Annotated in this window: 12 protein-coding genes; 5 read left to right on the forward strand and 7 right to left on the reverse strand. The window is 66.7% G+C overall.

The genetic code is table 11. From position 1 onward, the window contains the following. Positions 1-40: 40 nt before the first annotated feature. The 3 genes from gatB to gatC all read right to left on the reverse strand — a co-directional run bounded on the left by gatB (position 41) and on the right by gatC (position 3,481). Entirely contained in the window at positions 41-1,516 is a 1,476-nt protein-coding gene (gene gatB / locus U5760_RS07095) for an Asp-tRNA(Asn)/Glu-tRNA(Gln) amidotransferase subunit GatB (RefSeq protein ID WP_322010633.1), read from the reverse strand. A gap of 2 nt (positions 1,517-1,518) precedes the next feature. Continuing rightward, on the reverse strand, positions 1,519-3,009 hold the full coding sequence (gatA, locus tag U5760_RS07100) for an Asp-tRNA(Asn)/Glu-tRNA(Gln) amidotransferase subunit GatA (protein WP_322010635.1): 1,491 nt from the start codon (positions 3,007-3,009) through the stop codon (positions 1,519-1,521). Positions 3,010-3,181: 172 nt separating this feature from the next. Then, positions 3,182-3,481 carry an Asp-tRNA(Asn)/Glu-tRNA(Gln) amidotransferase subunit GatC gene (gatC, locus tag U5760_RS07105; RefSeq protein WP_322010636.1) on the reverse strand — a complete coding sequence of 100 codons (300 nt, stop codon included), beginning with the start codon at positions 3,479-3,481 and terminating at the stop codon, positions 3,182-3,184. Positions 3,482-3,907: 426 nt separating this feature from the next. On the opposite strand from gatC, the gene U5760_RS07110 reads away from it, so the two are divergent. The 5 genes from U5760_RS07110 to rodA all read left to right on the forward strand — a co-directional run bounded on the left by U5760_RS07110 (position 3,908) and on the right by rodA (position 10,234). Next, entirely contained in the window at positions 3,908-4,951 is a 1,044-nt protein-coding gene (locus U5760_RS07110) for a rod shape-determining protein (protein WP_004189550.1), read from the forward strand. Positions 4,952-5,101: 150 nt separating this feature from the next. Beyond that, positions 5,102-6,163 carry a rod shape-determining protein MreC gene (gene mreC / locus U5760_RS07115; RefSeq protein WP_322010638.1) on the forward strand — a complete coding sequence of 354 codons (1,062 nt, stop codon included), beginning with the start codon at positions 5,102-5,104 and terminating at the stop codon, positions 6,161-6,163. After that, positions 6,163-6,675, forward strand: a complete 513-nt coding sequence (mreD, locus tag U5760_RS07120) for a rod shape-determining protein MreD (RefSeq protein WP_322010640.1) — start codon at positions 6,163-6,165, stop codon at positions 6,673-6,675. Before mreC ends, mreD begins: the two co-directional genes overlap by 1 nt. Before the next feature lie 90 nt (positions 6,676-6,765). After that, entirely contained in the window at positions 6,766-9,057 is a 2,292-nt protein-coding gene (gene mrdA, locus U5760_RS07125; protein ID WP_322010642.1) for a penicillin-binding protein 2, read from the forward strand. Between the two features lie 10 nt (positions 9,058-9,067). Further along, the gene (gene rodA / locus U5760_RS07130) at positions 9,068-10,234 is read left to right on the forward strand and encodes a rod shape-determining protein RodA (protein WP_322010644.1); all 1,167 of its coding nucleotides are present in this window, start codon (positions 9,068-9,070) and stop codon (positions 10,232-10,234) included. A 57-nt stretch (positions 10,235-10,291) separates the two neighbouring features. Here rodA and U5760_RS07135 read toward each other — a convergent pair whose 3' ends face one another. The 4 genes from U5760_RS07135 to queE form a co-directional block, all read right to left on the reverse strand. Continuing rightward, entirely contained in the window at positions 10,292-10,993 is a 702-nt protein-coding gene (locus U5760_RS07135) for a tetratricopeptide repeat protein (RefSeq protein ID WP_415914064.1), read from the reverse strand. Positions 10,994-11,007: 14 nt separating this feature from the next. Next, on the reverse strand, positions 11,008-11,790 hold the full coding sequence (locus U5760_RS07140; RefSeq protein ID WP_322010646.1) for an HpcH/HpaI aldolase family protein: 783 nt from the start codon (positions 11,788-11,790) through the stop codon (positions 11,008-11,010). 203 nt (positions 11,791-11,993) lie between these two features. Further along, positions 11,994-12,440 (reverse strand): 6-carboxytetrahydropterin synthase QueD, encoded by a 447-nt coding sequence (queD, locus tag U5760_RS07145; protein ID WP_322010648.1) that lies wholly within the window; start codon positions 12,438-12,440, stop codon positions 11,994-11,996. Between the two features lie 28 nt (positions 12,441-12,468). After that, on the reverse strand, positions 12,469-13,101 hold the full coding sequence (gene queE, locus U5760_RS07150; protein WP_322010650.1) for a 7-carboxy-7-deazaguanine synthase: 633 nt from the start codon (positions 13,099-13,101) through the stop codon (positions 12,469-12,471). Between the last annotated feature and the right edge of the window lie 143 nt (positions 13,102-13,244).

The raw sequence follows: 13,244 nt of genomic DNA on the forward strand, positions 1-13,244 counted from the left end.
CGCCGCCCTTTCACATCCACAGACGGTGGCGGACGGACGCTCAGGATAGCTTTTTCTTGAGCAGCTCGTTCACCTGCTGCGGATTCGCCTTGCCTTTGGTCGCCTTCATCGCCTGGCCGATCAGCGCGTTGAACGCCTTCTCCTTGCCCGCGCGGTACTCTTCCACCGACTTCGCGTTCGCGGCGAGCACCTCGTCGATGATCGCATCGAGCGCGCCCGTGTCCGAGATCTGCTTGAGGCCCTTCGCTTCGATGATGCGGTCGGCGGCGCCTTCATCCGCGGCTTTCTCTTCCCACATCGCGAGAAACACTTCCTTCGCGATCTTGTTCGAGATCGTGCCGTCCGCGATGCGCTGCAGCAAAAGCGCGAGCTGAGCAGCCGAGACCGGCGAGGCGTCGATTTCGAGCCCCTCGCGGTTCAGTTGCGATGAGACCTCGCCCATGAGCCAGTTCGCAGCGGCCTTCGCCTGGCCCGCGCCCGTCTTCGCGACCACGGCCTCGAAGTACGCGGCCATCGCCTTGCTCGAGGTCACCACGCCCGCATCGTACGGGCTCACGCCGTACTGCTCGACGAAACGCGTCTGCATCGTGGCGGGCAGCTCGGGCAGCCCGCCCTTCACGCGCTCGATCCATGCCGCATCGATCACGAGCGGCATAAGGTCGGGGTCGGGGAAGTAGCGATAGTCGTGCGCGTCTTCCTTGCTGCGCATCGAGCGCGTTTCGCGCTTGTCCGGATCGTACAGGCGCGTTTCCTGCACGACCGTGCCGCCGTCTTCGATCAGCTCGATCTGGCGGCGCACTTCGTACTGGATCGCCTCTTCGAGGAAGCGGAACGAGTTCAGGTTCTTGATTTCGGCGCGCGTGCCGAATTCCTTCTGGCCGACCGGGCGCACGGAGACGTTGGCGTCGCAACGGAACGAGCCTTCCTGCATGTTGCCGTCGCAGATGCCGAGCCAGACCACGAGCGTGTGCAGCGCCTTCGCGTAAGCCACCGCCTCGGCGGCGCTGCGCATTTCGGGCTCCGTGACGATTTCGAGCAGCGGCGTGCCCGCACGGTTCAGGTCGATGCCCGTCATGCCCGCGAAGTCTTCGTGCAGCGACTTGCCGGCGTCTTCTTCGAGGTGCGCGCGCGTGAGGTTGATGGTCTTTTCGTACGCTTCTTTGCCGGCTTTCTCGTTGGCCGGCACCTGGATCGTGATCTGGCCGCCCTGCACCACCGGGATCTCGTACTGGCTGATCTGATAGCCCTTCGGCAGGTCCGGGTAGAAGTAGTTCTTGCGCGCGAAGATGCTGCGCGGCGCGATCGTCGCGCCGATGGCGAGACCGAACTCGATCGCGCGCTCCACGGCGCCGCGGTTCATCACCGGCAGCACGCCCGGCAGCGCGAGATCGACGGGGCAGGCCTGGGTGTTGGGGGCCGCGCCGAACTGCGTCGATGCTCCCGAGAAAATTTTCGATACGGTCGAGAGCTGCGTGTGCGTTTCAAGACCGATGACGACTTCCCATTGCGTGCTCATGCTCATACCCCTGCCGGCGCCTTGCGATGCCAGTCGGTCGCGCGCTGGAAGGCGTCGGCGACCTGCAGCATGCGGGCCTCGTTGAAATAGTTGCCGACGATCTGCAGACCGACCGGTCGTTGCGCGTTCGCCCCCGCGCCGAAGCCGCACGGCACGCTCATGCCGGGCAGGCCCGCGAGGCTCGTGGAAAGCGTGTAGATGTCCGCGAGGTACATCTGCACCGGATCGTCGCCCTTCGCGCCGATGTCCCACGCCACGCTCGGCGCCACCGGACCCATGATGACGTCGCACTGGTTGAACGCTTCCTGGAAGTCCTGCGCGATGATGCGGCGGATCTTCTGCGCCTGCAGATAGTAGGCGTCGTAGTAGCCGTGCGAGAGCACGTAGGCGCCCACCAGAATGCGGCGCTTCACCTCGGGGCCGAAGCCCTCGGCGCGCGACTTCTTGTACATGTCGAGCAGATCGCGATATTCGGCCGCGCGGTGGCCGTAGCGCACGCCATCGAAGCGCGAGAGGTTCGACGAGGCTTCCGCCGGCGCGATCACGTAGTACACGGGAATCGAGAGCTCGGTCTTCGGCAGCGTCACTTCGACGAGCGTCGCGCCGAGCGACTCGTAGACCTTGAGCGCCGCGTCGATGGCCGCGCGCACGTCGTCGGCGAGACCCGCGCCGAAGTACTCCTTCGGCAGGCCGATGCGCAGGCCCGCGAGCGGCTTGCCGGCGGGAGCGTCGGCGCTCCACGTCTGGCCGAGATGGCGCGTGTAGTCCTCGTCGTCGCGCACGAGGCTCGTGGAATCGCGCTCGTCGAAACCCGCCATGGCGTTGAGCAGCAGCGCGCAGTCGGCGGCGTTCCGGGCGAACGGGCCGCCCTGGTCGAGCGACGAGGCGAACGCGATCATGCCGTAGCGCGACACGCGGCCGTAGGTCGGCTTGATGCCGGTCACGCCCGAGAACGATGCGGGCTGCCGGATCGAGCCGCCCGTGTCCGTGCCCGTCGCGGCCGGCGCGAGGCGCGCGGCGACGGCCGCGGCCGAGCCGCCCGACGAGCCGCCCGGCACCGCTTTCGTGTCCCACGGGTTCTGCACGGGGCCGAAGTGCGAGTTCTCGTTGGACGAGCCCATGGCGAACTCATCCATGTTGGTCTTGCCCACGCACACCATGCCCGCGCGCTCGAGCCGCTCGACCACGGTGGCGTCGAACGGGCTCACATAGTTTGCAAGCATCTTCGAGCCGGCCGTGGAACGCCAGCCGCGCGTGACGAAAACGTCCTTGTGCGCGAGCGGCAGGCCCAGCAGCGGGCCGTTTTCGCCGGCGGCAAGGCGCGCGTCGGCGGCCTTCGCCTGGGCGAGCGTCAACTCGGGGTTGACGTCGACGAACGCGTTCAGCGCCCGGTGGGCGTCGATTCGACCCAGATAGAGCTGCGCCAGCTCGACTGCGGAGCATTCCCTCGCGGCCAGCGCGGCGCGCAGTTCGGTCAAGCTTTTTTCATGCATTGCGTAGTTCCTGGAAGAACGTAGGCGGCGAGCCGGGGCTGCCGGGTCGCCTTCTCGGGGCCGGACTGGCCGCGCCCCGCGAGAATCGGAGAGCCGCCGCGAGGCTTTTTTCAGGCGGCGGGAACGAAACGCCCGGCGGCCCGGTCATTTATCGGGTCGCACGTGGTAGTCGTCATTCGATCACCCGGGGCACGAGGTACAGGCCATCCTGCACCGCGGGCGCCGGACGCTGCAGTGCATCACGGTCGACGGTTTCGGTCACGGCGTCTTCGCGCAGGCGCAGCGCCACGTCCTCGATCTGCTCGATCGGGTGCGCGAGCGGTGCGATGCCCGTGGTATCCACGGCCTGCATCTGCTCGACGAGGCCGAAGAAGTTATTCAGCTGTTCGAGCGTATTGCCGGCTTCGGCGTCGGCCAGTTCGAGGCGCGCGAGATGCGCGATGCGCTTCACATCGTTCAGGGTCAGGGCCATGCGGTCACCGGAAAAAAAGGCGGTTGCTCTGGCCGTTGCGGCAATGCGAAAAAAACGGTGCTGCAACAGCGGTTTATCGCGCCGGATCCGCCTTTCGAGGAAAGCTTCGGCGTTGTCAAAAACTGCCTTTCGGATCCTGCAAAACAGGCAAAATTATAAGGTATCATTACGCGTTCGACCCAAACCCGGACCGCCTTGCGCGCGCCTTTCACCGCCACTTGCGGCATTTCGCACCCCAGAAGGTGTGGCCGATGCGCAAGAAGGGCACGAAGGTGGCTCGCCACGGGGCGGCCCTCCGGTAACGATCCCCGCAGTGTCAGGTTCCTCGCGGCGCGCCTCGCGCCCGGCCTGAGGCTGTTATTTTTTCCGCTGCCGCCCTTGGACCATTCCCGCGAAGGTCGGCCACAAGCGAGACAGGATTTTTGAATGTTCGGTTTTCTGCGTAGCTACTTCTCCAACGACCTCGCCATCGACCTCGGCACGGCCAACACGCTCATCTACATGCGCGGCAAGGGCATCGTGCTCGACGAACCCTCGGTTGTCTCGATCCGTCAGGAAGGCGGCCCGAACGGCAAGAAAACCATCCAGGCAGTCGGCAAGGAAGCCAAGCAGATGCTCGGCAAGGTGCCGGGCAACATCGAGGCGATCCGCCCGATGAAAGACGGCGTGATCGCCGACTTCACCGTCACCGAGCAGATGATCAAGCAGTTCATCAAGACCGCTCACGAATCGCGCATGTTCTCGCCCTCGCCGCGCATCATCATCTGCGTGCCGTGCGGCTCCACCCAGGTCGAGCGCCGCGCCATCAAGGAAGCCGCGCACGGCGCCGGCGCCTCGCAGGTGTACCTGATCGAAGAACCGATGGCCGCCGCGATCGGCGCCGGTCTGCCGGTTTCGGAAGCCACGGGCTCGATGGTCGTCGACATCGGCGGCGGCACGACCGAAGTCGGTGTGATCTCGCTCGGCGGCATCGTGTACAAGGGCTCGGTGCGCGTGGGCGGCGACAAGTTCGACGAAGCGATCGTCAACTACATCCGCCGCAACTACGGCATGCTGATCGGCGAACAAACGGCCGAAGCGATCAAGAAGGAAATCGGCTCGGCGTTCCCGGGTTCCGAAGTCAAGGAAATGGAAGTGAAGGGCCGCAACCTTTCCGAAGGTATCCCGCGCAGCTTCACGATCTCCAGCAACGAAATTCTCGAAGCGCTCACCGACCCGCTGAACCAGATCGTCTCGTCGGTGAAGATCGCGCTGGAGCAGACGCCGCCGGAACTGGGCGCCGATATCGCCGAGCGCGGCATGATGCTCACGGGCGGCGGCGCGCTGCTGCGCGACCTCGACCGCCTGCTCGCAGAAGAAACCGGCCTGCCGGTGCTCGTCGCCGAAGATCCGCTCACCTGCGTGGTGCGCGGTTCGGGCATGGCGCTCGAGCGCATGGACAAGCTCGGCAGCATCTTCTCGTACGAGTGAGCGTAACGCTCTTCATGCAGTCGGCGCGGCTCGATCGGGTGAGCCTGGCAAGCCTCGCGAGGCGGCATCCCGGCCGCCGCGCCGTCCGCTGACAGGCGCCCTTCCCGGCGCCGCCGTTTCACTCTTTCGCACACGCCCCCGGCGCCGACCATGGAATACAGTCCGCCGCCCCTGTTCAAGCAAGGCCCCTCGGCAATCGCACGGCTGATTTTTTTCGTCGTGCTGTCGCTCGCCCTCTTGATCTCCGACGCCCGCTTCAAGACGCTCGAAATCGTGCGCGGTGTGCTCGGGGCAGGCCTCTACCCGCTGCAGCGCGCGGCCCTCGTGCCGCGCGACCTCTTTATGGGCGCCGCCGACCTCGCCGTCACGAGCGCCACGCTGCGCGCCGACAACACGCAGTTGCACGCGCGCAATCTCCAGCTCTCGCAGCAGGCCAACGAAGCGGCCTCGCTCGCGGCCGAAAACACGCATCTGCGTGCGCTGCTGGATCTGTCGCAGCGCATCGGCGCGCAGACCACGCCGGCCGAAATCCAGTACGACACGCGCGATCCGTTCACGCAGAAGGTGGTGATCGGCGGCGGCTCGCAGCAGGGCATCCTGAACGGCGCGCCGGTGGTGAGCGAAGACGGCGTGATCGGCCAGGTGACGCGCGTCTTTCCGATGCAGTCCGAAGTGACGCTGCTCACCGACAAGGATCAGGCCGTGCCGGTCGAGATCGTCCGCACGGGGCTGCGCAGCGTGATCTACGGCACGCCCCAGGGCGCGTTGCTCGATTTGCGTTTCGTGCCGATCAGCGCCGACGTGCAAACCGGCGACGAACTCGTGACGAGCGGGCTCGACGGCGTGTATCCGCAAGGGCTGCCGGTCGCGAAGGTGCTGCGCGTGGACAAGCAGGCCGACACCGCCTTCGCGCGCGTGGTGTGCGTGCCGCTCGCGGCGGTGCGCGGCGCGCGCCAGGTGCTGGTGCTGCACTTCACGCCGCAGGTGCCGCCCAATCCGGTCGAAGCCGCCGAGGCTGCCGCCGCCGCGTCCGAAGCCGCGGCCAAAGCCGCGAACAAGAAGAAGCCGGCCAGGGGCAGCGACAAGAAAGCGGACGACAAAAAGGCCGACGACAAATCGAAGACCGCCGTAGCCAAACCGGCTGCCGCGGCACCGGCAAGCGCATCCGCGAACGCAAAGCCGGCCAGGCCGCAGGCGCAGGGAGCCCACTGATGCCGCGCCCGCAATACATTCTCCAGCCGGTCAACCCGTACTTCATCGCGTTCAGCCTCGCCGCCGCGTTCCTGCTGAACCTGCTGCCGTGGGGCAAGCTGCCCGGCGTGCCCGATTTCGTCGCGCTCGTGCTGCTGTTCTGGAACATTCACCAGCCGCGCAAGGTGGGCATGGGCATCGCGTTTTGCCTCGGCCTCCTGATGGACGTGCACAACGCCAACCTGCTCGGCGAGCACGCGCTCGCGTACACGCTGCTTTCGTACGGCGCGATCACGATTCACCGCCGCGTGCTGTGGATGTCGCTCGGCGTGCAGATGTTCGCCGTGATGCCGATGCTGGTCGGCGCGCAGGTCGTGCCGTTCGTGATCCGGCTGCTGATGGGCGCCGCGTTCCCGGGCTGGGATTACCTCGTGAGCGGCTTCGGAGCCGCCGTGCTGTGGCCCGTGGCGAGCATCCTGCTGCTCCTGCCGCAGCGCCGCCCCGTCGATCCCGACGACACCCGGCCCATCTGAGCGGCGCGCGCCGCTCGTTGCAGGAAGACGCTTGAAAACCTCTCACGTACCCCGGCCCGCTCATCCGCTCGCGCGGGCCGGACTGATCGCATGACCGAATTCAAGGACACCCAGCAGCAGATCTCGAAGTTCCGCCTGCGCGTCGCGGCGGCGGGGCTGTTCGTGTTCGTCTGTTTCGGGCTGATCGCCTTCCGCTTCCTGTACCTGCAGGTGTGGAACCACAGCAAGTACTCGCTGCAGGCCGACGAAAACCGCATTTCGGTCGCGCCCATCGTGCCCAACCGCGGCATCATCACCGACCGCAACGGCGTCGTGCTGGCGAAGAACTATTCGGCCTACACGCTCGAAATCACGCCCTCGAAGCTCACCGACACGCTCGACAACACGATCGACCAGCTCTCCACGGTGATCCCGATCGATGCGCGCGACCGCCGCCGCTTCAAGAAGCTGCTCGAGGATTCGAAGAACTTCGAGAGCCTGCCGATCCGCACGCGCCTCACCGACGACGAAGTCGCGCGCTTCACCGCGCAGCGCTACCGCTTCCCCGGCGTGGAAGTGCGTGCGCGCCTGTTCCGCCAGTACCCGCTCGGGCCGACGGCCGCGCACGTGATCGGCTATATCGGCCGCATCTCGCAGCGCGACCAGGAGCGCATCGACGACATGAGCGACCAGAACGACAGCGATCAGGAGCACTACGATCCGCGTCTGGACGCGAACAACTACAACGGCACCGACTACATCGGCAAGATCGGCGTCGAACAGAGCTACGAAACCGAGCTGCACGGCCTGACCGGCTTCGAGGAAGTGGAAGTGACGGCGGGCGGCCGCCCCGTGCGCACGCTCTCGCGCACCCAGGCCACGCCCGGCAACAACCTCGTGCTCTCGATCGACATCGGCCTGCAGGAAGTGGCCGAGCAGGCCTTCGCGGGCAAGCGCGGCGCGCTCGTCGCCATCGAGCCTTCCACCGGTGACATCCTCGCGTTCGTCTCGGCGCCGAGCTTCGACCCGAACGCCTTCGTGGACGGCATCGACCAGCAAACCTGGGACGATCTCAACAACTCGCCCGACCACCCGCTGCTGAACCGTCCGCTGCACGGCACCTATCCGCCGGGCTCGACCTACAAGCCGTTCATGGCGCTTGCCGCGCTCACGCTGCACAAGCGCACGCCGCAATGGGGCTTCTCCGACCCCGGCTACTACATGTTCGGCGGCCACCGCTTCAACAACGACGTGCGCAGCGGCCAGGGCTGGGTCGACATGAACCGCGCGATCATGGTGTCCAACGACACCTACTTCTTCATGCTCGCGCACGACCTGGGCGTGGATGCGATCGCCAACTTCATGAAGCCGCTCGGCTTCGGCCAGATTACCGGCATCGACATCGCGGGCGAGGCGCGCGGCATCCTGCCCTCCACCGAGTGGAAGCGCAAGGCCTACCGCAAGCCGGAGCAGCAGAGGTGGTACGAGGGCGAGACCATCAGCCTCGGGATCGGCCAGGGCTACAACTCGTTCACGATCCTGCAGCTCGCGCACGCCACGGCCACGCTCGCCGACAACGGCATTCTCATGAAGCCCCACCTCGTCAAGGAAATCGAGAATCCGATCACGCACGACGAGCGCCTCACCGTGCCGAGCGAAAGCGGGCGCCTGAACGTCTCGCAGGCCGATATCGACGTCGTGAAGCGCGGCATGGAAGGCGTGACGATGAACCCGTCGGGCACCGCCTACCAGATCTTCGCCAATGCGCCCTACACCTCGGCGGGCAAGACCGGCACGGCCCAGGTGTTCTCGCTGCAGGGCGGCAAGTATCAGGCGCACGCGCTCGCCGAACACCTGCGCGACCACGCGCTCTTCATCGCGTTCGCGCCGGCCGACAAGCCGCAGATCGCGGTCGCGCTGATCGTCGAAAACGGCGGCTGGGGTGCGCAGGCCGCCGGTCCGATCGCGCGCCGCGTGCTCGACTATTACCTCCTCGACCGGCAGAAGCCCGGCGCGCTGCAGGCCGAAGTGGCCGCGGCGGCTTCGGCGGCGCAGGAAGCCTCCGCGCCCGTGATCGGCGTGCCGGAGCCGGTTTCCGATACGCAGCCGGTCAAGGTGGCCGCCGGCTTCGCGCCGTTGCCCATTCCCGGCGCGGCTTCGGCGGCGGCCGCCGCTTCTGCCGCCGCGGCGGCTTCCGGCGCGTCCGAAGCGGCAGCACCGTCCGTTAGCGCCTCGGGCGCCGCCCCCGCCAGCAGCGCGAACGCGGCCAGCGCCGCGCACCGCAATTCGCCGCATCGCCCGCGCCGTCCGGCCAGCGAGCCCGACGCAACGCTCGCCGCGCCGCCGCGCGACGACGCCCAGCCGGCACCGCCGAAGCCCGCCACCGGCGGCATCGACGAGTAAGGAGTCCGCCATGCCATTTCTTCAGTTCGACAAGATCGACAAGCGCGCGGTGCTTGAGACGATCCGCAAGATGTTCATCGGCTTCGACGGGCCGCTCGCGCTCACGGTGTTCCTGCTGCTGTGCGTGGGAATCGTGACGCTCTACAGCGCCACCATCGACATGCCGGGCCGGGTCGAGGACCAGCTGCGCAACATCATGCTGACCTTCGTGCTGATGTGGGCGCTCGCCAACGTGCCGCCCACCACGCTCATGCGCTTCGCCGTGCCGGCGTACACCTTCGGGATTGCGCTACTGGTGGCGGTGGCGCTGTTCGGGCTCACGCGCAAGGGCGCGAAGCGCTGGATCAACGTGGGTGTGGTGATCCAGCCCTCGGAGATTCTCAAGATCGCCACGCCGCTCATGCTCGCCTGGTACTACCAGCGGCGCGAAGGCGTGATGCGCTGGTACGACTTCGTGGTCGGCTTCGTGATCCTGCTCGTGCCGGTGGGCCTCATCGCCAAGCAGCCGGACCTCGGCACCGCCGTGCTCGTGTTCGCGGCGGGTCTGTTCGTGATCTATTTCGCCGGGCTCTCGTTCAAGCTGATCGTGCCGGTGCTGATCGCGGGTGTCATCGCGGTCGGGTCGATCGCCGCGTTCCAGGACAAGATCTGCCAGCCGCAGGTGAACTGGCCGCTCATGCACGACTACCAGAAGCACCGCATCTGCACGCTGCTCGATCCCACCTCCGATCCGCTCGGCAAGGGCTTCCACACCATCCAGGCAGTGATCGCGATCGGCTCGGGCGGCCCGCTCGGCAAGGGCTGGCTCAAGGGCACGCAGTCGCACCTCGAGTTCATCCCCGAAAAGCACACCGACTTCATCTTCGCCGTGTTCTCGGAAGAGTTCGGCATGGCGGGCGGCCTCGTGCTGCTCACGCTCTACATGTGTCTGATCGCGCGCGGGCTCTATATCGCCGCGAACGGCGCGACGCTGTTCGGGCGATTGCTGGCCGGGTCGCTCACCATGGCCTTCTTCACCTATGCGTTCGTGAACATCGGCATGGTGAGCGGCATCCTGCCCGTGGTGGGCGTGCCGCTGCCGTTCATGAGTTATGGCGGCACCGCGCTCACGACGCTCGGTGTCGCGATCGGGCTCATCATGAGTGTGGGCCGCCAGAAGCGGCTGATGCAGAGCTAGTTGCGGCGGCGCGCTTTCCGCGCGTTTGCTGTTGAACCGGAGCGCGCTGCGCCGTCCTCACTGCGTCGCGCCCGGCGCCGACTTCTGCAACTGCGCGCTCAGTTGCCGGTACTTGAGCAGCGCCACCTGGTCGCCCTGTGCCGCCGCCGCCGCATAATACGCGCGGGCGACGTTGATGTTCTTCGGCACACCGTCGCCGCCGCGCTCGTAGAACGAACCGGCCACGTACTGCGCGGTCATGTCGCCGCCTTCGGCGGCCTTCTTGTACCAGTAAAACGCCTGCTTGTTGTCGCGCGCGGTGCCGCGTCCGTCGAGGTACTGGTTGGCAAGCGCGAGCTCCGCCTGGGTGTGGCCCTGCTTCGCCGCCTTCAGGAACCACTGGTGTGCCTCCGCCGGATTCCTCTCGACGAAATCGCCATCGTCGTACATCTTCCCGTAGACGTACTGCGCGTGCGACATGTTCGCCTCGGCGGCCTTGTGCAGCCACTTGCGGCCCTCGCCGACATCGGCCGCGCCGCCCTCGCCGTTGAGCAGCATCATCGCGTAGTCGAACTCCGCGAGCCGGTTGCCGCGTGCGGCCGCCGCGCTGAATTCGGTGCGCGCGGCGCCCAGGTTGCCCGCGTTGTAGTCCGCGACGGCGTTCGCCGTCTGCGGGTCGGCGCCGGCGCTCGATACTTTCGCGCCGGATGCCCCTGCGGCGAGACACGCCATCGCCGCCGTCACGGCGCCGCAGGCCACTGCGGCACGCGCCAATTTCATCACTACCCTACGCTTCACGATCTCGCCTCCTGCAGCGCCTGACGCGTCGCGCGCACGAGCCAGATGACATCGGCGGCCAACGCGATAAAACTGAAACCCTGTTCGCGATACTGCTTCGCCTGCGCGGCATCCATCGCAAAAATGCCGGTCGCGACGCCGGCGTTGCGCGCCGCCGCGACGATGCGGGCCATCGCGGCCTGCACGTCCGGATGCTTCGAATCGCCCAGATGGCCGAGACTCGCGGCCAGATCGGCCGGGCCGACGAAAAGACAGTCCACGCCCGGAGTCGCGGCAATCTGCTCGACCTCGGCAAGCGCCGCGGCCGATTCGATTTGCAGGATCGTCGCGATCTGCGCGTTCGCGCCGTGCAGGTAGTCGCGCCGCATGCCATAGGCCGCAGCACGAACCACGCCCGCCACGCCGCGGCGCCCGCTGGGCGTGTGCTCGCCCGGATACTGCGTGTAGCTCACGGCCAGCGCCGCTTCCTCGGCCGAGCCGATATTCGGAAACATCACCGTGCGCGCGCCTGCGTCGAGCACGCGCTTGACGAGCCACGGCTCGCTGGTCGGCAGACGCACCACCGGCTCGGTCGGCAGGTGCGCCGCAGCAATCGCGCGCAGCTGGGCGACGGTGTCGGCGCTGTCGTTCGGCGCGTGCTCCATGTCGATCAGCAGCCAGTCGAAACCGGCGTGCGCGAGCGCTTCGGCGGCGGTCTCGCTGCCCATCGAAAGCCACAGGCCGAACAGCGGCCCCGCTTCTTTGAGGCGTTCCTTGAGGGGATTGGTGAAGGTGCTCATCGCCCGGCTCCCGGCGAGGCTGCCGGATGCGCACGGTGCGCGGGGGCACACGCTCCCGGCAACGGTACGGCCCGCATGTCTCGCTCCGTTATGGTTTCCGGCCGCGCGCGGTGGTGCGCGGCCTGGCGGTAGCGATCATACCGCGACAATAAATCGGGCCGCCGGACGGAAAACCCGGCTTTGGGGGCGGGAAAGCGCAGGCTTCAGTCGCGGACGACTTCGGCCCAGCAGTTCGGCGTCTCGTAGAGGCGCACCTTGTGCAGTTGCAGATTGACGCCGTAGTGCGCGTCGTACACGTTCGCGAGAATCTCGAACGCGATGGCCGCGAGATTCTCGACCGTCGGGATACGGTCGATCACGACCGTCTTGTGGCCCGGCATGGTGTCGAGAAAGCCGCGCACCTGCGTGTCGCCTTCATAGACGATGAACGCATGATCCCAGCGATCGACGAGATGCTGGTTCGCGAGCGCCTTCACGTCCGCGAAGTCCATCACCATGCCGCGGTCGGGCGCGCCCTCGGTCTCCACGGTGTCGCCTTGCAGCGTGACTTCCAGCACGTAGCGATGGCCGTGCAGGTTGCGGCACTGGCTGCGGTGGTCGGGGATGCGGTGGCCCGCGTCGAATTCGAGTTTTCGGGTGATCGTGAGCACGGTGCTTCAGGGAAAAATCGGGGAAAAATCAGGGAATGTTCAGGTACTTGTGAGTCTGCATCGAAAGGCGCCATTGCGGGTGGCGCTTGCACCAGTCGATGGCGAGCTTCGTGTTCAGGTCGCGCGAAGGGCCGTCCATCGGCTGGACGAGGAAGTACTCGAAGTCGAGCTTCGCATAATCGGCCAGGCGCTGGTTTTCCTGCGGCACGACCACCTTCAGCTCGTTGCCCTTCGTCACCACGAGCGGCGCGTCGGCCTTCGGGCTCACGCAGATCCAGTCGATCGACTCCAGCACCGGCAGCGAACCGTTCGTTTCGATGGCGATCTCGAAGCCGGCCGCGTGCAGCGCGTCGACGAACGGCTGATCGATCTGCAACATCGGCTCGCCGCCCGTGCACACCACGAAACGGTTGCCTTCGCCCTCGGGCCAGAGCGACGCGATCATCGCCACGAGTTCTTCGGGCGTGCGGTACTTGCCGCCGTTCTCGCCGTCGGTGCCGACGAAATCGGTGTCGCAGAAGCGGCATACGGCCTCGGCGCGATCTTCCTCGCGGCCCGACCACAGATTGCAGCCGGCGAACCGGCAGAACACGGCCGGACGCCCGGCGTTCGCGCCTTCGCCCTGCAACGTGTAGAAAATTTCCTTTACCGCGTAAGTCATCCTGCTACCTGATCGGATCGTGATGGTGAGTTCGGCGCTTGTTCCGGCACTTCCCCCGGCACTTGCCTCATGTGCGAGCGGCGGACGGTCCGAAGGCTGTCCGCTCTCACAGGCCCCACGCGCCGCACGCAGTCAGAGCGGCA

Source organism: Paraburkholderia sp. J12, from assembly GCF_905220215.1.
Lineage (GTDB): Bacteria > Pseudomonadota > Gammaproteobacteria > Burkholderiales > Burkholderiaceae > Paraburkholderia.